Source organism: Ramlibacter sp. (assembly GCF_035627355.1).
Lineage (GTDB): Bacteria > Pseudomonadota > Gammaproteobacteria > Burkholderiales > Burkholderiaceae_C > Ramlibacter.
Genome location: NZ_DASPLW010000010.1, coordinates 1 through 20,075, shown reverse-complemented (window position 1 = coordinate 20,075; position 20,075 = coordinate 1). Strand labels below are relative to the sequence as shown.

26 protein-coding genes and 2 pseudogenes are annotated in these 20,075 nt (G+C 69.7%); 10 read left to right on the top strand and 18 right to left on the bottom strand.

All coding sequences use genetic code 11. The features are described 5' to 3' along the window. Nucleotides 1–9 precede the first annotated feature (9 nt). From VEC03_RS03645 to VEC03_RS03625, 5 genes are all read left to right on the top strand, one after another. Complete coding sequence (locus VEC03_RS03645; RefSeq protein ID WP_324912777.1) at nt 10–306, top strand: DUF493 family protein; 297 nt, start codon at nt 10–12, stop codon at nt 304–306. Nucleotides 307–317: 11 nt separating this feature from the next. Continuing rightward, entirely contained in the window at nt 318–983 is a 666-nt protein-coding gene (gene lipB / locus VEC03_RS03640) for a lipoyl(octanoyl) transferase LipB (protein ID WP_324912776.1), read from the top strand. A gap of 8 nt (nt 984–991) precedes the next feature. After that, on the top strand, nt 992–1,975 hold the full coding sequence (gene lipA / locus VEC03_RS03635; protein WP_324912775.1) for a lipoyl synthase: 984 nt from the start codon (nt 992–994) through the stop codon (nt 1,973–1,975). 46 nt (nt 1,976–2,021) lie between these two features. Next, nucleotides 2,022–2,876, top strand: a complete 855-nt coding sequence (locus VEC03_RS03630) for a DMT family transporter (RefSeq protein WP_324912774.1) — start codon at nt 2,022–2,024, stop codon at nt 2,874–2,876. A gap of 166 nt (nt 2,877–3,042) precedes the next feature. Then, nucleotides 3,043–5,469 (top strand): penicillin-binding protein 1A, encoded by a 2,427-nt coding sequence (locus tag VEC03_RS03625; RefSeq protein WP_324912773.1) that lies wholly within the window; start codon nt 3,043–3,045, stop codon nt 5,467–5,469. 21 nt (nt 5,470–5,490) lie between these two features. Here the strand turns inward: VEC03_RS03625 and ptsP are convergent, their stop codons facing one another. From ptsP to VEC03_RS03605, 4 genes and pseudogenes are all read right to left on the bottom strand, one after another. Next, nucleotides 5,491–7,248, bottom strand: coding sequence for a phosphoenolpyruvate--protein phosphotransferase (ptsP, locus tag VEC03_RS03620; protein ID WP_324912772.1), 1,758 nt, complete (start codon nt 7,246–7,248; stop codon nt 5,491–5,493). An 85-nt stretch (nt 7,249–7,333) separates the two neighbouring features. Further along, entirely contained in the window at nt 7,334–7,603 is a 270-nt protein-coding gene (locus tag VEC03_RS03615) for an HPr family phosphocarrier protein (RefSeq protein ID WP_324912771.1), read from the bottom strand. Next, a pseudogene (locus VEC03_RS03610) lies at nt 7,575–8,028 on the bottom strand (PTS sugar transporter subunit IIA); the annotation flags it as partial. The pseudogene VEC03_RS03610 and the gene VEC03_RS03615, both read right to left, overlap by 29 nt. Next, the gene (locus VEC03_RS03605; protein WP_324912770.1) at nt 8,025–9,257 is read right to left on the bottom strand and encodes an MFS transporter; all 1,233 of its coding nucleotides are present in this window, start codon (nt 9,255–9,257) and stop codon (nt 8,025–8,027) included. The pseudogene VEC03_RS03610 and the gene VEC03_RS03605, both read right to left, overlap by 4 nt. Nucleotides 9,258–9,334: 77 nt before the next feature. Between VEC03_RS03605 and VEC03_RS03600 the strand changes: the two genes are divergently transcribed. The 3 genes from VEC03_RS03600 (at nt 9,335) to VEC03_RS03590 (ending at nt 11,863) form a co-directional block, all read left to right on the top strand. Continuing rightward, on the top strand, nt 9,335–10,570 hold the full coding sequence (locus tag VEC03_RS03600) for a CaiB/BaiF CoA-transferase family protein (RefSeq protein ID WP_324912769.1): 1,236 nt from the start codon (nt 9,335–9,337) through the stop codon (nt 10,568–10,570). Beyond that, a complete protein-coding gene (locus VEC03_RS03595; RefSeq protein ID WP_324912768.1) occupies nt 10,570–11,304 on the top strand; it encodes an alpha/beta fold hydrolase in 735 nt (244 codons plus the stop codon). Before VEC03_RS03600 ends, VEC03_RS03595 begins: the two co-directional genes overlap by 1 nt. A gap of 61 nt (nt 11,305–11,365) precedes the next feature. Then, on the top strand, nt 11,366–11,863 hold the full coding sequence (locus tag VEC03_RS03590) for a TlpA disulfide reductase family protein (RefSeq protein ID WP_324912767.1): 498 nt from the start codon (nt 11,366–11,368) through the stop codon (nt 11,861–11,863). 82 nt (nt 11,864–11,945) lie between these two features. Here VEC03_RS03590 and VEC03_RS03585 read toward each other — a convergent pair whose 3' ends face one another. Then, nucleotides 11,946–12,401 carry a cytochrome c gene (locus VEC03_RS03585; protein WP_324912766.1) on the bottom strand — a complete coding sequence of 152 codons (456 nt, stop codon included), beginning with the start codon at nt 12,399–12,401 and terminating at the stop codon, nt 11,946–11,948. 141 nt (nt 12,402–12,542) lie between these two features. Here VEC03_RS03585 and VEC03_RS03580 point away from each other — a divergent pair, with 141 nt between their 5' ends. Together VEC03_RS03580 and VEC03_RS03575 are read left to right on the top strand one after the other, a co-directional pair. Continuing rightward, nucleotides 12,543–13,202: a cytochrome b/b6 domain-containing protein gene (locus VEC03_RS03580; protein ID WP_324912943.1), complete on the top strand. Its 660-nt coding sequence runs from the start codon at nt 12,543–12,545 to the stop codon at nt 13,200–13,202. A 103-nt stretch (nt 13,203–13,305) separates the two neighbouring features. Beyond that, nucleotides 13,306–13,782 (top strand): GNAT family N-acetyltransferase, encoded by a 477-nt coding sequence (locus VEC03_RS03575; protein ID WP_324912765.1) that lies wholly within the window; start codon nt 13,306–13,308, stop codon nt 13,780–13,782. A 40-nt stretch (nt 13,783–13,822) separates the two neighbouring features. Here the strand turns inward: VEC03_RS03575 and VEC03_RS03570 are convergent, their stop codons facing one another. From VEC03_RS03570 to tuf, 13 genes and pseudogenes are all read right to left on the bottom strand, one after another. Beyond that, entirely contained in the window at nt 13,823–14,329 is a 507-nt protein-coding gene (locus VEC03_RS03570; RefSeq protein WP_324912764.1) for a peroxiredoxin, read from the bottom strand. 79 nt (nt 14,330–14,408) lie between these two features. After that, a complete protein-coding gene (rpsQ, locus tag VEC03_RS03565) occupies nt 14,409–14,678 on the bottom strand; it encodes a 30S ribosomal protein S17 (RefSeq protein WP_324912763.1) in 270 nt (89 codons plus the stop codon). A gap of 12 nt (nt 14,679–14,690) precedes the next feature. Further along, nucleotides 14,691–14,897, bottom strand: coding sequence for a 50S ribosomal protein L29 (gene rpmC / locus VEC03_RS03560; protein WP_324912762.1), 207 nt, complete (start codon nt 14,895–14,897; stop codon nt 14,691–14,693). A 10-nt stretch (nt 14,898–14,907) separates the two neighbouring features. Next, complete coding sequence (gene rplP, locus VEC03_RS03555) at nt 14,908–15,324, bottom strand: 50S ribosomal protein L16 (RefSeq protein WP_324912761.1); 417 nt, start codon at nt 15,322–15,324, stop codon at nt 14,908–14,910. A gap of 2 nt (nt 15,325–15,326) precedes the next feature. After that, a complete protein-coding gene (gene rpsC / locus VEC03_RS03550) occupies nt 15,327–16,244 on the bottom strand; it encodes a 30S ribosomal protein S3 (RefSeq protein WP_324912760.1) in 918 nt (305 codons plus the stop codon). Between the two features lie 14 nt (nt 16,245–16,258). Then, nucleotides 16,259–16,588 (bottom strand): 50S ribosomal protein L22, encoded by a 330-nt coding sequence (gene rplV, locus VEC03_RS03545; RefSeq protein ID WP_324912759.1) that lies wholly within the window; start codon nt 16,586–16,588, stop codon nt 16,259–16,261. Nucleotides 16,589–16,600: 12 nt separating this feature from the next. Continuing rightward, the gene (gene rpsS, locus VEC03_RS03540; protein ID WP_324912758.1) at nt 16,601–16,879 is read right to left on the bottom strand and encodes a 30S ribosomal protein S19; all 279 of its coding nucleotides are present in this window, start codon (nt 16,877–16,879) and stop codon (nt 16,601–16,603) included. A 12-nt stretch (nt 16,880–16,891) separates the two neighbouring features. After that, nucleotides 16,892–17,716 (bottom strand): 50S ribosomal protein L2, encoded by an 825-nt coding sequence (gene rplB / locus VEC03_RS03535; protein WP_324912757.1) that lies wholly within the window; start codon nt 17,714–17,716, stop codon nt 16,892–16,894. 3 nt (nt 17,717–17,719) lie between these two features. Then, nucleotides 17,720–18,055, bottom strand: a complete 336-nt coding sequence (rplW, locus tag VEC03_RS03530) for a 50S ribosomal protein L23 (RefSeq protein ID WP_324912756.1) — start codon at nt 18,053–18,055, stop codon at nt 17,720–17,722. Continuing rightward, nucleotides 18,052–18,672 (bottom strand): 50S ribosomal protein L4, encoded by a 621-nt coding sequence (rplD, locus tag VEC03_RS03525; protein ID WP_324912755.1) that lies wholly within the window; start codon nt 18,670–18,672, stop codon nt 18,052–18,054. The genes rplW and rplD overlap by 4 nt, the downstream gene beginning before the upstream one ends. A 14-nt stretch (nt 18,673–18,686) precedes the next feature. Then, complete coding sequence (rplC, locus tag VEC03_RS03520) at nt 18,687–19,373, bottom strand: 50S ribosomal protein L3 (protein ID WP_324912754.1); 687 nt, start codon at nt 19,371–19,373, stop codon at nt 18,687–18,689. Between the two features lie 186 nt (nt 19,374–19,559). Next, nucleotides 19,560–19,871: a 30S ribosomal protein S10 gene (gene rpsJ / locus VEC03_RS03515; protein ID WP_145895499.1), complete on the bottom strand. Its 312-nt coding sequence runs from the start codon at nt 19,869–19,871 to the stop codon at nt 19,560–19,562. Between the two features lie 63 nt (nt 19,872–19,934). Further along, nucleotides 19,935–20,075: pseudogene (tuf, locus tag VEC03_RS03510) on the bottom strand (elongation factor Tu); the annotation flags it as partial.

Sequence of the window (20,075 nt, the reverse complement as noted above, 5' to 3'; positions counted from 1 at the left end):
TCCAAGCCCATGACTGCCCGTTCCCCCGCCCCCAGCGCCGACCCGCGCAAGGATTCGCTCATCGAATACCCCTCGCGCTTCCCGATCAAGGTGATGGGCGCCAAGGTCGACGGCTTCGTGCACGCGATCACGCAGATCGCCCGGCAGTTCGACCCCGGCTTCGATGCCGCGTCGGTGGAGCTGCGCGACAGCCGGGCGGGCAACTACCTCGGCATCACCATCACGGTCACCGCCACCAGCCGCCAGCAGCTCGACGACCTGTACCGTACGCTGACCGCGCACCCGATGGTCAAGGTCGTGCTCTGAGCGGCAGCGGCATGCAGGTGCGCATGCTGGGGCGGGTGGACTACCTGCCCATCTTCCGGGCCATGCAGGCCTTCACCGATGCGCGCACGCCGGACAGCCCCGACGAGCTCTGGCTGTGCGAGCACCCGCCGGTGTTCACGCAAGGCCTGTCCGGCCGCGCCGAACACGTGCTGGCGCCGGGGGAGATCCCGGTGGTGGCCACCAACCGCGGCGGGCAGGTCACCTACCACGGCCCCGGCCAGGTGGTCGCCTATCCGCTGCTGGACCTGCGCCGGCGCGGCTACTTCGTCAAGGAATACGTCTACCGGCTGGAGGAAGCGACGATCCGCACCCTGCGCGAGTTCGGCGTCACCGGCCATCGCGTGCGCAGCGCGCCGGGCATCTACGTCCGGCTGGACGATCCGTTCTCGCACGCCGTGGTGCCGCCGGCGCCGGGCGGCGACCCCTTCCGCGGCCTGGGCAAGATCGCGGCGCTCGGCGTGAAGGTCAGCCACCACTGCACCTACCACGGACTGGCGCTGAACGTGGCCATGGACCTGGAACCCTTCGGCCGCATCAACCCTTGCGGCTACGCAGGGCTGGAGACGGTCGACCTTTCTAGAATCGGGGCTCCCACCCACTGGAACGATGCGGCGCAGGTCCTGGGCCAGAAGCTCGTCGCCCTGCTGTCGCCCTGAAGACCCCCATGAGCTCCATCCGCGTCGTGCGCACCGCGCAGCCCCTAGAGACCTATGACCCGGCCGCCAAGCAGAAGGCCGCCGCCAAGCTCTCGCGCATCCCGCTGAAGGTGGAGCCGCACGAGCTGCTGCGCAAGCCCGAATGGATCCGGGTGCGCGCCGGCTCGCCCAGCACCCGCTTCTACGAGATCAAGCAGATCCTGCGCGAGGCCAACCTGCACACGGTCTGCGAGGAGGCCTCCTGCCCGAACATCGGCGAGTGCTTCGGCCGCGGCACCGCGACCTTCATGATCATGGGCGACAAGTGCACGCGGCGCTGCCCGTTCTGCGACGTGGGCCACGGGCGGCCGGACGCGCTGGACCCGCACGAGCCGGAGAACCTGGCCCGCACCATCGCCCGCCTGAAGCTGAAATACGTGGTGATCACCAGCGTCGACCGCGACGACCTGCGCGACGGCGGCAGCCAGCACTTCGTCGACTGCATCCGCAAGACGCGCGAGCTCTCGCCCGGCACCACCATCGAGATCCTGACGCCCGACTTCCGCGGCCGCGACGATCGCGCGCTGGAGATCCTGAAGGCGGCGCCGCCCGACGTGATGAACCACAACCTGGAGACGGTGCCGCGCCTGTACAAGCAGGCCCGCCCGGGCTCGGACTACGCCTTCAGCCTGAACCTGCTGAAGAAGTTCAAGGCGCTGTTCCCGCACATCCCGACCAAGAGCGGGCTGATGGTCGGCCTGGGCGAGACCGACGAGGAGATCCTCGAGGTGATGCGCGACATGCGCGCGCACGGCATCGACATGCTGACCATCGGCCAGTACCTCGCGCCGTCCACCTCGCACCTGCCGGTGCGCCGCTACGTGCACCCGGACACCTTCAGGATGTTCGAGCAGCAGGCGCACGAGATGGGCTTCAGCCACGCCGCGGTGGGCGCGCTGGTGCGTTCCAGCTACCACGCCGACCAGCAGGCGCACGCCGCCGGCGTCGCCTGACCGCGCCCCCGGCGGGCCCGTGCGAGGGCCCGCTAAGCTCGCATCCATGCACGCCAACCTGTACGCGCTCGGCGCCATCGCACTGTGGGCCGGCCTCGCTGCGCTGGGGCTGGCGCTCAAGCACCTGCCGCCCTTCCTGCTCACCGGCATCGCGCTGGTGATCGGCAGCGTGCCGGCCTGGCCGCTGGTGCGCCAGTGGCGGGTGCCGCCATCCACGCTGGCACTGGGCATCTGCGGCCTGTTCGGCTACCACTTCCTGCTCTTCATCGCCCTGCGGCTGGCGCCGCCGGTCGAGGCCAATCTCGTGAACTACCTGTGGCCGCTGCTCATCGTGGTGCTGGCACCGGTGGTCCTGCCCGGGCTGTCGCTGCGGCCGGGCCACGTGGTGGGCGCCGTGATGGGATTCGCCGGTGCGGCGGTCGCCATTCTGGGCGCGGGGCAGGCCTCCGGCTCCTGGTCCTGGGGCTTCCTGCCGGCGCTGGGCGCGGCCTTCATGTGGGCCAGCTACTCGCTGCTGACCCGCCGCGTGCGGGCCTTTCCAACCGCGGCCATCGGCTTGTTCGGCCTGCTGTCCGGACTGCTGTCGCTGGCCTGCCATGCGGTGCTCGAGCCCCGGGTCGTTCCCAGCGCCGCCGACTGGGGACTGCTCGCGCTGATGGGGCTGGGCCCGCTCGGCGGCGCCTTCTTCCTCTGGGACAAGGCCCTCAAGACCGGCGACGCCCGGCAGATCGGCGTGCTGAGCTACCTGACGCCGCTGGCGTCGACCGCGCTGCTGCTGCTCGTGACCGGCCAGGGCCTGAGCGGGAGCATCGCCCTGGCCGCCGCGCTGATCGTCGGCGGCGCCGTCCTGGGCACGCGCACGCGCGAACGCCGCGCCGGCACGGATCCCGCGTCGGCCTGAGGCGGCGCTCCAAAGGCTGCTGCAAACCCGCCGGCCCCACGCGACCTCAGCGTTGGCGTGCATCGGCGCAGATCGCGCCGACCGCGCGGGCCGCTGGCGTCCAAGTCCTACAGGGCTGCGACGGGCGTCTCCGTAGAGTCGTTGTTCGCCCGCCCCCGATACGACCATGGCCGACAGCGCCACCGCTTCCCCTGCCCGTCCGCAACGCTCATGGGTCCGGCGCCACCCCTGGCTGCTGGCCCTGGCCTTCCTGGTCGCGCTGGTGGTGGCGGTGACGGTGCCGCCGGTGCTCTACGTCCTCGACCAGCTGCCCAAGACGCCGCTGATCGGCGACCTCAAGCGGACCCAGGACGACCACCCGAGCGTGCTGCTGACCTCGGACGGGCAGCAACTCGCGGTATTCCGTCAGACCTGGCGCCAATGGGTGCCGCTGGCGGACATCTCGCCGCACGTGATCGACGCCCTGCTGGCCACCGAGGACCAGCGCTTCTACGAGCACCACGGCCTGGACCTGCGCCGCACCGCGGGCGCCGCCCTCAGCACCTTGCGCGGGCGGCTGCAGGGCGGCTCGACGCTGACGCAGCAGCTGGCGCGCAACCTGTACCCCGAGGCGATCGGCCGCGCGCCCACGCTGGAGCGCAAGGTGCGCGAGGCGATCACCGCGCTGAAGATCGAGCGCGTCTACGGCAAGGACGACATCCTCGAGATCTACCTGAACACGGTGCCTTTCCTCTACAACACCTACGGCATCGAGATGGCCGCGCGCACCTACTTCGACAAGCCGGCGCGCGAGCTGGACGTGCGCGAGAGCGCCACGCTGGTGGGCATGCTCAAGGGGACCACCTCGTACAACCCGGTGCTCAACCCGGAGCGCGCCCGCGAGCGGCGCAACGTCGTGATGGCGCAGATGGTGCGCGCGGGCCGGCTGGACGCCGAGCAATTCGAGCAGCTCAAGGACACGCCGCTGCAGGTCAAGTTCGAGCGCCGTGACGAGCTGCTCGGGCCGGCGCCGCACTTCACCGTGCTGCTGCGGCGCTGGCTGATCGACTGGGCCGACCGCAACGGCTACAACATCCACTCCGACGGACTGGTGGTGCGCACCACGCTGGACTCGCGCGCCCAGGCCATGGCCGCCGAGGCAGTGGCGCAGCAGACCGAGCGACTGCAGCAGCGCGTCGACAAGGCCTGGGATGGGCGCAAGGGCTGGGACGGACAGCGCGAGCTGGTCGACGCCTTCATCCGCGAGAGCCCGCAGTTCCAGGCCGCGCGGGCAGCGGGGCAGGACGAGGCCCAGGCCATCGCGCGACTGCGGGCGGACGCCGGCTTCATGAAGGCGCTGCGCGCGGACAAGACCCGCCTCGAGGCCGGCTTCGTGGCCCTGGAGCCCGGCACCGGCTACGTCCGCGCCTGGGTGGGCAGCCGCGACTTCCAGCTCGACCAGTTCGACCACGTGAACCAGGCCCGCCGCCAGGCCGGCTCGACCTTCAAGCCCTTCGTCTATGGCGCCGCCTTCGAGCTCGGCGCCCTGCCGACCGACATGCTGATCGACGAGCCGATGGAATACGTCACCCCCGACGGCAAGGTGTGGCGGCCGACCGACATCGGCGAGCCGAGCTACCAGCCGATCAGCCTGCACGACGCGCTGGCGCGCTCCAAGAACACCATCACGGCCCAGGTGATGCATTACGTCGGCGCCGACACGGTGGCGCGGCTCGCGCAGGCCATGGGCGTGCGCGACAGCAAGCTCGCGGTGGTGCCCTCGCTGGGCCTGGGCACCAGCGGCGTGACGCTGCGGGAGATGGCCACCGCCTATGCCACCATCGCCAACGGCGGCAACTACGTGGCGCCGCTGCTGGTGCTCAGCGTGGAGGACCGCAGCGGTCGCGTGCTGGAGTCCTTCGCCCCGGCCCCCGCCGAGTCGGTGCTGTCGCCCACCGCCGACGCCGACCTGCTGGCGGCCATGCGGGCGGCCGTCGACCGCGGCACCGGCGCCGCCATCCGCACCCGCTACAAGCTCAAGGGCGAACTGGCCGGCAAGACCGGCACCACCCAGGACAACACCGACGGCTGGTTCATCCTGATGCACCCGCGGCTGGTCTCGGGCGCCTGGGTCGGCTTCAACGACAGCCGCATCCGGATGCCGGACAGCTGGGGGCAGGGCGCCCGTAGCGCGCTGCCGATGGTGGGCGAATTCATGCGCCGCATCGTGGACGCGCGGCTGGTCGATACCGCCGCGCGCTTCCCGGCGGCGCCGCAACCCTGGTCGTGGGAGCCGCAGCCGCCCGCCTGGGGCAGCCTGTTCGAGCGACCACCCCAGCTGCAGCCGGAGCTGCTGCCCCTGACCCCTGCCAACCCCTATCCGGCGGAGTACGCGGTGAACGGGGGTCCGGCGCTGGGGTTCCCGCCGGTGCGGCCGGTGGTGGTCGGGCCGCCGGACGAGCCGGGCCGGGTCATCGAGCACGCCGTGGTGGTGGCGCCACCCCGCGAGCCGCCGGCGGTCGCCGGGGTTGCGCCGCGCGCCGGGACGCCGCCGGGCGAAGCCAGCGGGGCCGGCCCCGCCATGGCACCGGCCGACAGCTACCAGAACCCGTAATCCTTGGCGCCGGAGCCGGAGCTACATCAGCAGCTTGGCCGGCTCCTCGGCGGCGACCACCTCGCGCGCCCAGTCGCGCAGGCGCCGCGTGTCGGCCCGCAGCACCTCCTGCTTGACCGCCAGGATCTGTGCCGGGTGCATGGAGAAGCTGCGCAGGCCCAGGCCCAGCAGCAACCGCGTGTACGTGGTGTCGCCGGCCATCTCGCCGCAGACGCTGACGCCCTTGCCCTGTGCATTGCACTCGGCGATGGTCTGCGCCACCAGGTTCAGCACGGCCGGGTGCAGCGGGTCGTACAGGTGGGCCACCGACTCGTCGGCCCGGTCGATCGCCAGCGTGTACTGGATCAGGTCGTTGGTGCCTATGGACAGGAAATCGAAGTGGCGCAGGAAGGTCTTGAGCGTGAGCGCCGCCGCCGGGATCTCGATCATCGCGCCCATCTGCACCGGCCCGTAGGCGACGCCGCGGGCATCCAGTTCGGCACGGGCCGCGTCCACCAGCGCCAGCGTCTGGCGGATCTCGCTGGCATGGGCCAGCATGGGGATCAGCAGGTTGACCTTGCCGTGCGCGGCGGCCCGCAGGATGGCGCGCAGCTGGGTCAGGAACATCCCCGGATCGGCCAGGCACCAGCGGATGGCCCGCAGCCCCAGCGCCGGGTTGAGGTGGTCGGCGTCGCGCTCGTCGTCCAGCGGCTTGTCGGCGCCCACGTCGATGGTTCGGATGGTCACCGGCAGGCCGTGCATGCCGTCCACGGCGCGGCGGTACGCCTCGTACTGCTCGTCCTCGCCGGGTAGCGGGCCGCGCCGGTTCATGAACATGAACTCGCTGCGGAACAGGCCGACGCCGACCGCCCCGGCCTCGACGGCGATGGCGGCATCCTCCGGCAGTTCGATGTTGGCCAGCAGTTCGATCTTCTCGCCGTCCAGGGTGACCGCCGGGGTGTGCCGCAGGCGCAGCAGGCGCCCCCGCTCGAGCTCGGCCTGGCGCTGCTTGAAGCCGTACTCGGCCAGGATGATGGGCGAGGGGTCGACGATCATCACGCCCTCGTCGCCGTCGATGATCACCCAGTCGTCCTGGCGCACCAGCTGGCTGGCCCCGCGCGCGCCCACCACCGCCGGGATGTCCATGCTGCGCGCCACGATGGCGGTGTGCGAGTTGCGCCCTCCGACGTCGGTGACGAAGCCGGCGAACACGCTCTGCTTGAACTGCAGCATGTCGGCCGGCGACAGGTCGTGCGCGATCAGCACCAGCGGCACGTCGACCCCGCCGTCCAGCAGCAGGTCCTGCTGGGTGGTGCGGCGGCGCGGCGGCGGCGCGGCCACCGGCGAGGGCACGCCCTTCATGTAGCGCAGGATCCGCTCGGCCACCTGCTCGAGGTCGGCCTTGCGCTCGCGCAGGTACTCGTCCTCCATCTCGTCGAACTGGCGCGAGAGCTGCTCGAGCTGGGTGGTCAGCGCCCACTCGGCGTTGTACAGGCGCTCGCGGATCCAGTGCTTGACGCCGTCGATCAGGTCCTGGTCCTGCAGCAGCATCAGGTGCACGTCCAGCAGCGCCGACAGCTCGTGCGGTGCCTCCTTCGGTCCCATCGCGGCGATCGACTGCTGCAGGCGCTGGATCTCGTCCACCACCGCGTTGCGGCCCTCGCGCACGCGGGCGATCTCGGCATCGACCTGCGAGGGCTCGATGAAGTAGTGCGCCACGTCCACGCGCCCGGCCATCAGCACCGCGCGGCCGATGGCGATGCCGCGCGCTACTGGGAGGCCGTGGACGGCGAAGGTCATCGTTCCGCCGCCCGGCCGCCCGAAGGCGGAACGCGGCCCTCTTGGGGGGCAGCGAGCCACACGAAGTGGGGGAGCGTGGGGGCTCTCATTCCCCTTCCCCGAACTTGTCGCGGATCAGCGCAACCATGGCATCGATGCACTCCTGCTCGCGCGGGCCCTCGGCCTCCAGCAGCACCTCGCTGCCGACGCCGGCGGCCAGCATCATCACGCCCATGATGCTCTTGGCATTGACCCGTCGCTCGCCCTTGCTCATCCAGACGTCGCACGGGTAGCTCGCGGCCAGCTTGGTGAGCTTGGCCGAAGCGCGCGCATGCAGCCCGAGCTTGTTGGCGATGGTGGTGCGGGTCGAGATCATGGACGGCGGGGCGGGGGGTTGCTGGGTGCTCCGGGGGCCACCTGCATCACGCCCTGGGTGCCGCCGACAACGGCGCGCGAGACCAGCGCGTCCAGCGCTTCGTTGCGGTAGCAGACGCTGCGCAGCAGCATCGGCAGGTTGACGCCGGTGATCAGGCGCGAGCTCACGCCATCGACCAGCTTCTGGGCGACGTTGCCGGGCGTGGCGCCGAACAGGTCGGCGAGCACCAGCACGCCGTCCACGCCGGGCTCCGCGGCGATCCGGCCCAGGGCGGCCCGGCCCTCGGCCAGGGTCGCTTCCGGTGCGGCGTCGGGCAGCACGTCGATGGCCGCCAGGGTCGGTCCGCAATCGGGGAACACGTGCAGCGCGCACTGGCGCAGCGCGGTGGCGAGCGGTGCGTGGCCGATGATCAGGATCGCATTCATGACGAGACCGGCTGGCCGGCCTTCGGATTATCCCGGTTCCCCAGCAGGAACCAGGCGTACGAGGCGACGCTGAAGGCGAGGAACATGGCGAAGGCGCCACGGAAGGCCGCCACCTGGGTCCAGCCCAGCGCCTCGAAGCCGTCCACCAGCAGGCCGATGCCCCATTGAAGGGTGAACACGCCCAGGAAGACGACCAGGTTGTAGGCCGACAGGGCGCGGCCGGCGAGGGCTGCCGGGAACGCCATGCCGACCGCAGGCTGGGCCAGCGTCACGAAGGTGGACGTGACGCAGAAGAGGGCCAGCGCCGGCGCACCGGCCGCGGGCCCGGCCCAGACGATGCCGGCCAGCACCAGCAGGCTCCAGGGCAGCCCCCAGGCGATCAGCCGCTCGGCACTGAGCCCGCGCCGCGCCAGCAGGGGCGTGACCATGCCCCAGCTCCAGAAGGTCAGCAGCATCGACAGGTTGATGGTGAACAGGCCCTGCGCCGACTCGATCGGCGTGTAGCCGGCGACCCGCACCATCCACGGCCCCGCCCACAGCGTCTGCAGGGCCAGCATGCCGCCGTAGCTGAAGAAGCCGATCGGCACCATGCGCTGGAAGTAGGGGTTGCGCCAGACCTCGGCATAGCTGGCCGGCGAGCCGGTGGCGGGAGCGGGCGCCTGCCAGGCCGGCACCTTCCAGGCCAGCACCAGCATGGACAGCGCGATCAGCGCGGCCAGGCCCCAGAACAGCGGACGCCAGCCCGCCAGCGGCACCAGCCATTGCACGGGCAGGGTGGAGGCCAGCATGCCGAAGGAGCCGGTCATCAGCATCCAGGAGTTGGCGCGCAGCTGGGCGGCGGGATCCAGCCAGCGGCGAAAGCCCGTCAGCGGCGCCATCAGGCAGGCGCTGACGCCGACCCCGCACAGGACGCGGGCGGCCAGCAGGGTGGCGAAGCTGCCGGCCAGCGAGAAGGCGGCGCAGCCCAGGACCGCGATCGACAGGAAGGCGATGATCACCTTCTTCGGGCCGTGCCGGTCCAGCCAGGTGCCCAGCGGCAGCTGGGTGGCGGCGAAGCCGATGAAGTAGCCGCCGGCCAGCAGGCCGAGGTCGCGCGCGCTGAGCGCGAATTCGCTGGTCAGGGTGGGCGCCAGGGTGGCCGTGACGGCGCGCAGCAGGGCGGAGAAGAAATACGCGAACGCGAAGGCCAGGAACACCTGGATCGCCGCTCGCCGGCTCAGCAACGTCATGCGGACTTCGGATTCGGGCGCACGGCGCAGGTTCGGGGCATCGGTCGATGATACGGTTCCGTTCGACAATCCCGCCCATGAATTCCCTCGACGGCATCCGCATCCTCGACCTGTCCCGCGTGCTGGCGGGGCCCTGGTGCACCCAGACACTGGCCGACCTCGGCGCCGACGTGATCAAGGTCGAGCGCCCGGGCAGCGGCGACGACACGCGCAGCTGGGGCCCGCCGTTCCTGCAGGACCGCGACGGGCAGGACACGCGCGAGGCCGCCTACTACCTGGGCGCCAACCGCAACAAGCGCTCGGTGACCTGCGACATCGCCCAGCCGGCCGGGCAGGAACTGGTGCGCGAACTGGTGCGCCACTGCGACGTGTTCGTGGAGAACTTCAAGGTGGGGGACATGGCCCGCTACGGGCTGGACTGGGACTCGCTGCGCGCCCTCAACCCCCGGCTGGTCTACTGCAGCATCACCGGCTTCGGCCAGACCGGTCCCTACCGCGAGCGCGCCGGCTATGACTACGCGGTGCAGGGCATGGGCGGCCTCATGAGCATCACCGGGGAGCGCGACGACCTCGGCGGCGGTCCGCAGAAGGTCGGTGTCGCGGTGGCCGACCTGTTCACCGGCCTGTATGCGACGGTGGCCATCCTCGCCGCGCTGCGGCACGCCGAGCGCACCGGCGAGGGCCAGCACATCGACATGGCGCTGCTGGACACCCAGGTGGCCATGCTGGCCAACCTGGGCGCCAACTACCTGGTCAGCGGCAAGGTGCCGGGCCGGGCCGGCAACGCGCACCAGAACATCGTGCCCTACCAGGTGTTCGAGGTGGCGCCAGCCGCCGACGGCAGCAAGGACCACATCATCCTGGCGGTCGGCAACGACGGCCAGTTCGCCAAGTTCTGCGAAGTCGCGGGCCGGCCGGAACTGGCGCGCGACGAGCGCTTCGCGCGCAACCAGGACCGGGTGCGGCACCGCGCCGTGCTGGTGCCCCTGCTCGAGCAGGTGATGAAGGGCCGCGGCAAGGCCGACTGGCTGGCGGCGCTGGAGGCCGCCAAGGTGCCCTGCGGCGCGATCAACAACATCGGCGAAGTCTTTGCCGACCCGCAGGTGCGCGAACGCGGCATGGTGACCGAATGGCAGCACCCGCTGGCCGAGGCCCTGCGGCTGGTGGGCAGCCCGATCAAGATGGGCGCGACCCCGGTGCGCAGCGAGCGGCCGCCGCCGCTGCTGGGGCAGCACACGCACGAGGTGCTCGCCGGCGTGCTCGGCTGGGACGAGGAGCGCATTTCCGGGTTGCAGCAGCAGGGGGTGATCTGATGGCGAACTTCGTCCTGGTCCATGGCGCATGGCACGGCGGCTGGTGCTGGCAGCGGGTGGTGCAGGCGCTGGCGCGCGAAGGCCACCGGGCGCATGCGGTGACGCTGACCGGGCTGGGCGAGCGCGCCCACCTGCTGTCGCCGGCCATCACGCTCGAGACCCACATCCAGGACGTGGCAGCCGCCATCGAGGCCGAGGAGATGGACCAGGTCGTGTTGGCCGTGCACTCCTACGCCGGCATGATCGGCACCGCGATCGCCGACCGACTGGGCTCCCGGCTGCGGCACCTGGTCTACGTCGATGCGGTGGTTCCGCGCCCCGGCGAGAGCTGGAGCAGCACCCATGCGCGCGCCGTGCGCGAGGCCCGGCTGGCCAGCGCCGCCGCCTCGCCCGACTTCGCCCTCGCCGTGCCGGACCCCGACAACTACGGGCTGGTCACCGCCGACTACCAGTGGGTCAAGCGCCGGCTGACGCCGCAACCGGGCCATTGCTACGAAGCGGTGCTGGCCTTCGACCCGGCCCGCGTCGCCGCAATCCCGCGCACCTTCGTCAACTGCACGGCGCCGGCCCTGCCCACCATCGACGCGATCCGCCCGCGGATGGCCGACCCGAACCTCTGGGGCGGCGCCTGGCGTGGCGGCGCGGGGGCCCGCGTGGTCGAGCTGGCCACCGGCCATGACCCCATGGTCAGCCGCCCGGCCGAGCTGGCCGGCATCCTGTCGGGCTGCGCCTGAGGCCGCGGAAGAAACCTTTTGCCGGCGTGGGAGTCCATCCGGGTCGTAAACTGGACGGGCGATGAAGAAAGCACTGATTGGCGTGGTGGCCGCGGCCCTGGTGGCCGGGGGCGCCGCCGTGTTCCTGGGCACCGGGACGGCGGCTGCGCCGGAGTCGACGTTCGTGCTGCTGGATGGGAGCAAGAAGACCACCACCGACCTCAAGGGCAAGGTCACGCTGGTCAATTTCTGGGCCACGAGTTGCACCACCTGCGTCGCCGAGATGCCCCACATCGTGGAAACCTACGACAAGTACAAGTCGCGCGGCTACGAGACGCTGGCCGTCGCGATGAGCTACGACCCGCCGAGCTACGTCGTCAATTACGCCGAGACCCGCAAGCTGCCGTTCCCGGTGGCGATCGACAACACGGGCGCCGTGGCCAAGGCCTGGGGCGACGTGCAGATCACGCCCACCACCTACATCGTCAACAAGCGCGGCGAGATCGTGAAGCGCTACGTCGGCCAGCCCGACTTCGCCGAACTGCACCAGCTGATCGAGCGGCTGCTGGCGGAAGGGTGAATCAGCTTGCGATGAAAAGCGAAGGGCGCCGGTGGCGCCCTTTTTGTTGCCTGCATGCGCCGCGGCAGCGGCGCCATCCAGGTCACCGGTTCCGGAAATCGTCGTGGCAGGCCTTGCAGGTACCGGCGGTGGCGCCGAATGCGGCCTTCAGGTTGTCCAGGTTGTTGGTTTTGGCGGCGGCGAGCAGCTTGGCGGACTCGCCGACCAGCTTGTCGTTGTGCTCCTTGAACTTCACCTGCTCGGACCAGATCTCCGATTTCGCCTTGGTGTTACCCACCTTGTCGGTGCCGGCGACGAAGCCCGCCCACGGCAGCCGCGCCATCACGTTGACGATCTCGGCGTTTTCCACCGCCGCCTTCGCGTCGTAGGGGGCCTTGCCGTTCACCATGGCGCCGATGCGGCCGAAGTGCTGCGCCATCACGAACAGCGCGTTCTGGCGGTACTTCACGGCGTCCTCGGGCTTGGCGAATTGCGCCGAGGCGGGCGCCGCGAAGGCGACAGCAGCGGCGACGACGGCCAGGGGGGCGAAAAATCTCATGCAGTTCTCCGGGTTGATGGGTACCGCGGTGCGGCGCCGGGTTTGTAGCAAGAGTTCGCGGCACGACCACTCCACTCGGGAATTGGCGTGGCGCCGGCGCACTCGGCGATTGCACGCACAATCCGGCGCGTGAACGAACCCATGAGCACGCACACCATCCGGGTCTGGGACCTGCCGACCCGCCTGTTCCACTGGGCCCTGGTGGCCTGCGTCATCGGCTTGCTGGCGACCGCCTGGGCGCCGGGCACCTGGATCGAATGGCACGCCCGCCTGGGCATCGCCGTCCTGGCGCTGCTCGCGTTCCGGCTGGTCTGGGGCCTGGTCGGCGGCCGCTGGTCTCGGTTCGCCGCCTTGCTGCATGCGCCCGCCAGCGTGGTCGCCTACCTGCGCGGGCGGCCGCACCGGGATCACCTGGTGGGCCACAACCCCCTGGGCGCCGCGTCGGTGCTGGCCATGCTGGCCGCGCTGCTGGCCCAGGTCGGCACCGGCCTGGTCAGTGACGACGAGATCGCCTTCCAGGGGCCGCTCAACCGCCTGGTGGACACCGAGACCGGACTGGCCGCGACCGCCTGGCACGCCGACGTGGGCCAGTGGCTGCTGGTCGCGCTGATCGGCCTGCACGTCGCGGCCATCGTGTTCTACCAGTGGCGCAGGAAGCAGGACCTGGTCGGTCCCATGCTGCGCGGCGACAAGGTGCTGGCCTTCCCGGCAGCCCCGTCGCGCGACGATGCCGCCAGCCGGCTGGCGGCCCTGGGCGTGTTCGCGGCATGCGCCGGCGCGGTCTGGTGGCTGGTGCGATAGGCCCGCTATCCCGGCTGAGCTTGAGGCTCCGCGGGCTGCGGCTAAACTGCCCTGCTCTGCCACTACCTTTGCTGCCATTCCATTGCCGACGGCCGACCTGCCTGTGATCGAGGTGGCGACCGCCACCAGCCCCGAGGAGCTGGACGCCACGCGAGAGCTGTTCCGGGAGTACGCCCAGGGCCTGGGCGTGGACCTGTGCTTCCAGGGCTTCGACGACGAGCTGCTGTCCCTCCCGGGGGACTATGCGGCGCCCCACGGCACCCTGCTGCTGGCGCGGGTGGACGGCGCGTTGGCGGGCTGCTGTGCGCTGCGCCCGCTGATCGCCAGCGACTACCCCAATGCTGCCGAGATGAAGCGGCTGTACGTGCGCAAGGCCTTCCGCGGCTTCGGCCTGGGCCGCCGGCTGGCCGAGGCCATCCTGGATGCCGCCCGGCAGGGCGGCTATGCCTGCGTGCTGCTGGACACGCTGGATGACATGGAGGCGGCGCGGGCCCTGTACGAGGACCTGGGCTTCGTGGCGATCGATCCCTACTACCACAACCCCATCCCCGGGGCGCACTACCTCAAGGTCGACCTGTGAGAGGGAGCGCCCTCCCCGCACGGAGAGGGCACGCCGGGCGTCAGCCCTTGACCTGCGCCAGCAGGGTGCCGGCGTCGCTCACCTCGAACTTGCCCGGCGCCTCGACGTTGAGCGTGGCGACCTTGCCGTCCTTGACCAGCATGGAGTAGCGGGCGCTGCGCAGGCCCATGCCGCGGCCGGTGAGGTCCATGGTCAGGCCGGTGGCCTTGGCGAACTCGGCGCTGCCGTCGCCCAGCATGCGCACCTTGCCGTCGGTCTTCTGGTCGCGCGCCCAGGCGCCCATGACGAAGGCGTCGTTGACGCTGACGCACCAGATCTCGTCGACGCCGGCCTTCTTCAGTTCGTCGAACTGCTGCACGTAGCCGGGCACGTGCTTGGCCGAGCAGGTGGGCGTGAAGGCGCCGGGCAGGGCGAAGAGCGCGATGGTCTTGCCGGCGGCGGCGTCCTTCACCTTCACCGGGTTGGGGCCGATGCTGCAACCGTTGCCTTCGACTTCCGAGTACTCCTGCAGCGTGACGTCCGGCAGGCTGTCTCCGACCTTGATCATGGGTTCTCCTGTTGCGTGGGTGGAAAAAGAAAACGGCCCACATTGTGGGCCGTTTCGAATGGCGCTGCGCCGGGGTGGGTCAGACCGCCGCCGCCTTCTGGACCAGGCGCGTGGCGACCCAGTTCTTGGTCTTGGAGATCGGCCGGCTCTCGGTGATCTCGACCAGGTCGCCGACGTGGTACTCGCCCTTCTCGTCGTGGGCGTGGTACTTGCTCGAGCGCGCCACGATCTTGCCGTAGAGCTCGTGCTTGACGCGGCGCTCGACCAGGACCGTCACGGTCTTGGCGCGCTTGTCGCTCACCACCTTGCCGACCAGGGTGCGCTTGAGGGAGGTCTTGGCTTCCGTCATGTTCGTCACTCCTTACTTGGCGGCGGATTCGGCGCGCTTCTGGGCCAGGATGGTCTTGGCGCGCGCGATGTCGCGGCGCGTGACGCGCAGCGAGGCGGTGTTGTTCAACTGCTGGGTGGCCTTCTGCATGCGCAGGCCGAAGTGGGCCCGCTGCAGGTCCTTGACCTCGGCTTCGAGGGCGGCCACGTCCTTCTGGCGCAGGTCGGATGCTTTGCTCATGCTGTGCTCCTTACGCGCCGATCATGCGCGACACGAACGTGGTGCGCAGCGGCAGCTTGGCCGCGGCCAGGCGGAACGCCTCGCGCGCCAGTTCCTCGGGCACGCCCACGATCTCGTAGAGCACCTTGCCCGGCTGGATCTCGGCGACGTAGAACTCGGGGTTGCCCTTGCCGTTGCCCATGCGGACTTCGGCCGGCTTCTGCGAGATCGGCTTGTCGGGGAACACGCGGATCCAGATGCGGCCGCCGCGCTTGACGTGGCGGGAGATCGCGCGGCGCGCGGCCTCGATCTGGCGAGCCGTCAGGCGGCCGCGGTCGGTGGACTTCAGGCCGAAGTCACCGAAGGCGACCGTGTTGCCACGGGTCGCGATGCCGGTGTTGCGGCCCTTCTGCTCTTTGCGGTACTTGCGTCGAGCGGGTTGCAGCATGTTTACTCTCCTTTGCCGTCGGCCGGGGTGGCGGCCGGCGCGGCGACCTTGCGGGCTACGCGCTTAACGGCGGGTTTCGGCGCATCCGCGCCTCCAGTTGCCTCTTGGGGCTTGTCGCTGCCATCGGCAGGGGCGGCGCTGGTGCCGGCGCCGGCACCGCCGCGCGGACCGCGCGAGGGGCCACGGCGATCGCCGCCGGGGCCGCCACGGCCGTCACGGCGCGGGCCGCGCGGACCACGGCGCTCCTCGCCCTCGGGGCGGGGGGTGCTGTCCAGCGACGGCGCATCGCTGCGGCCGAGGGTGTCGCCCTTGTAGACCCAGACCTTGACGCCGATGACGCCATAGGTGGTCTTGGCCTCGGAGAAGCCGTAGTCGATGTCGGCGCGCAGCGTGTGCAGCGGCACGCGACCTTCGCGGTACCACTCGGTGCGCGCGATCTCGATGCCGTTCAGGCGGCCCGAGGACATGATCTTGATGCCCTGCGCGCCCAGGCGCATGGCGTTCTGCATCGCGCGCTTCATGGCGCGGCGGAACATGATGCGCTTCTCGAGCTGCTGGGTGATCGAGTCGGCGATCAGCTGGGCATCGACTTCGGGCTTGCGCACTTCCTCGATGTTGACGGCGACCGGCACGCCCAGGCGGGTGGCCAGTTCCTTCTTCAGCGCCTCGATGTCCTCGCCCTTCTTGCCGATCACCACGCCCGGGCGGGCCGAGTAGATGGTGATGCGGGCGTTCTTGGCGGGGCGCTCGATCAGCACGCGCGAAACCGCGGCGTTCTTCAGCTTGCTCTTGAGGTAGTCGCGGACCTTGATGTCCTCGGCCAGCATGCCGGCGAAGTCGCGGTTGTTGGCGTACCAGCGGCTGGCCCAGTTGCGGCTGACCGAGAGACGGAAGCCGGTCGGGTGGATTTTTTGTCCCATATTCTTGCCTTGCCTCAGTTGCCGACCGTCACGTACACATGGCACGTGGGCTTGCTGATGCGGTTGCCGCGACCCTTGGCACGCGCCGTGAAGCGCTTGAGCGTGGCGCCCTGTTCGACGTAGATGGTCTTGACCTTCAGTTCGTCGATGTCGGCGCCTTCGTTGTGCTCGGCGTTCGCGATGGCGGACTCCAGCACCTTGCGCACCACGATGGCGGCCTTCTTCTGGGTGAAGTTCAGGATGTTCAGGGCCTGGTCCACCTTCTTGCCGCGGATCAGGTCGGCCACCAGCCGGCCCTTGTCGACGGACAGGCGGACGCCGCGGAGGACTGCACGGGTTTCCATGGTGTCTGCTCCTTACTTCTTCTGGACTTTCTTGTCCGCCGGGTGGCCCTTGAAGGTGCGCGTCAGGGCGAACTCGCCGAGCTTGTGGCCCACCATCTGGTCGGTCACGTAGACCGGGACGTGCTGCTTGCCGTTGTGCACGGCGATGGTCAGCCCGATGAACTCGGGCAGGATCATCGAGCGGCGCGACCAGGTCTTGATCGGCTTCTTGTCCTTGGTCGTCACGGCCTTGTCGGCCTTGGCCACCAGGTGGTGGTCCACGAACGGACCCTTCTTGAGAGAGCGAGTCATCTGTGCGACCCCTTACTTCTTGCGACGCGAGACGACGAAGGTCTGCGTGCGCTTGTTGTTACGCGTGCGGTAGCCCTTGGTCAGGTTGCCCCACGGATCGACCGGCGGCTTGCCCGTGCCGGTGCGGCCCTCGCCGCCGCCGTGCGGGTGGTCGATCGGGTTCATCGCGACGCCGCGCACCGTCGGGCGGATGCCCATGTGGCGCTTGACGCCGGCCTTGCCGAGCTGGCGCAGGCTGTGCTCTTCGTTGGCCACTTCGCCGATGGTGGCGCGGCACTCGATGTGCACGCGGCGCACTTCGCCGGAGCGCATGCGCACCTGCGCGTAGGTGCCCTCGCGGGCCAGCAGCGTCGCCGAGGTGCCGGCCGACCGCGCGATCTGCGCGCCCTTGCCGGGCTGCAGCTCGATGCAGTGGATGGTCGAACCCACCGGGATGTTGCGGATCGGCAGGGTGTTGCCGGCGCGGATCGGGGCCTCGGAGCCGGACACCAGCTGGGCGCCGACTTCCAGCCCGCGCGGGGCAATGATGTAGCGGCGCTCGCCGTCGGCATACACCACCAGGGCGATGTGGGCCGTGCGGTTCGGGTCGTACTCGATGCGCTCCACCTTGGCTGGGATGCCGTCCTTGTTGCGCACGAAGTCCACCACGCGGTAGTGGTGCTTGTGGCCGCCGCCCTTGTGGCGAACGGTGATGTGGCCGTTGTTGTTGCGGCCGGCCTTCTGGAACTTCTTCTCCAGCAGGGGCGCGTACGCCTCACCCTTGTACAGGTGGTCGCGCGTGACCTTGACCACGGCACGCTGGCCGGGCGAGGTCGGTTTCATCTTCACGACTGCCATGATTTACGCGGCCTCCCCGGAGAGGTTGAGCTCCTGGCCTTCCTTGAGCGTCACGTAGGCCTTGCGAACGTTGTCGCGGCGGCCCACCGAGCGGCCGAAGCGCTTGGTCTTGCCCTTGGTATTGACCACCGACACGCCGGTGACCTCGACCTTGAACATCAGTTCCACGGCAGCCTTGATCTCGGGCTTGGTGGCGTCCTGCAGCACCTTGAAGGTGACCGCATTGGTCTTGTCCGCCACGTGCGTCGCCTTCTCGGAGACGACCGGTGCGAGCAGCACCTGCATCAGGCGGCCTTCGTCGAACTTGCGCTCGGCGGGAGTGGGGTTCACACGGCTCATGCGAACATCTCCTTGAGCTGGTCGAGGGCACCCTTGGTGAGCAGCACCTTCTTGAAGTGCACCAGCGACAGCGGATCGGCGTAACGCGGCTCGAGCACGAGCACGTTGGCCAGGTTGCGGGAGGCGAGGTACAGGTTCTCGTCGACTTCCTCGGCGATCACCAGCACCGACTCGAGGTTCATCGCCTTGAACTTCGCGGCCAGCTGCTTGGTCTTGGGCGAATCCACCTTGAGGGAGTCGACCACGGCCAGGCGCCCTTCGCGGGCCAGCTGGGAGAAGATGGACGCCATGCCGGCGCGGTACATCTTCTTGTTGATCTTCTGGGTGAAGTTCTCTTCCGGGCTGTTCGGGAAGATGCGGCCGCCCCCGCGCCACAGCGGCGAGGAGGTCATGCCGGCGCGGGCGCGGCCCGTGCCCTTCTGCTTGAACGGCTTCTTGGTCGAGTGCTTGACCTGCTGGCGGTCCTTCTGGGCACGCGTTCCCTGGCGGGCATTGGCCTGGTAGGCCACGACGATCTGGTGGACCAGGTCCTCGTTGTATTCACGGCCGAACACGGTCTCGGGCGCGTCCACCTTGGACGCGGCCTGGCCCTGCTCGTTCAGGAGTTCGAGTTGCATGAGGCTTCGCTCCCTTACTTCGAGGCAGCCTTGGGCTGCGCGGAGGCCTTGGCCTTCACGGCCGGGCGCACGGTGACGAAACCACCCTTGGCACCGGGCACGGCGCCGCGGATCAGCAGCAGCTGGCGCGCTTCGTCGATGCGGATGACGTCCAGGTTCTGGGTGGTGACGGTCTCGTCGCCCAGGTGGCCGGTCATCTTCTTGCCCGGGAACACGCGGCCAGGGTCCTGCGCCATGGAGATCGAACCCGGCACGTTGTGCGAACGGCTGTTGCCGTGCGAGGCGCGCTGCGAGCTGAAGTTGTGGCGCTTGATGGTGCCGGCGTAGCCCTTGCCGATCGAGGTGCCCTGCACGTCGACCTGCTGGCCCACGGAGAACACGTCGGCCACGGGCAGGGTGGCGCCGGCGGCGTACTTGCCGGCGGCCTCGGCCGTCACGCGGAATTCCTGGATGATTTCGCCCGCTTCCACGCCGGCCTTGGCCAAATGGCCGGCCAGGGGCTTGGACACGCGCGAGGGACGGCGCTTGCCGAACGTGACCTGCAGGGCCACGTAGCCGTCGTTTTCCTGGGTCTTGACCTGGGTGACGCGGTTGCCCGACACGTCGACCACCGTGACGGGAATGGCATCCCCGTCATCGGTGAACAGGCGCATCATGCCCACCTTGCGGCCCAGCAACCCGAGGGAGTTGCTCTGACTCATGTTCTTGCTCCGTTGCTTTCACCGCAGCCGCTGCAATTGGCTTCTGCGTTGGACGTCGCGCCCCAGGGGCGAAACGGCGAAAGAAGGTTGAAAAAAGCTCCGCACCTTGACGGCGCGGAGCCCGAGATTATAGACCGGCCCCGGCAAAGCTGCCAAGAGCGGGTACTGACTTCCTCGCTGCCGTGTTTACTGCAGCTTGATTTCGACGTCCACGCCGGCCGGCAGGTCCAGCTTCATCAGCGCGTCCACGGTCTTGTCGGTCGGGTCGACGATGTCCATGAGGCGCTGGTGGGTGCGGATCTCGAACTGGTCGCGCGAGCTCTTGTTGACGTGCGGCGAGCGCAGGATGTCGAAGCGCTTCATGCGCGTCGGCAGGGGCACCGGGCCCTTGACGATGGCGCCGGTGCGCTTGGCGGTGTCGACGATCTCGGCGGCGGACTGGTCGATCAGCTTGTAATCGAAGGCCTTGAGGCGGATGCGGATCTTTTGTTGAGCCATTTCTGTTTCCTAATCAGTTGGGGTCGGAGCACATCGCTTCGCGAGTGATCTGACCCCAAAGCCTCATTCCATGATCTTGGCGACGACGCCGGCGCCCACGGTCTTGCCGCCCTCGCGGATGGCAAAGCGCAGGCCCTCTTCCATGGCGATCGGGGCGATCAGCTTGACGGTGATCGTCACGTTGTCGCCGGGCATCACCATCTC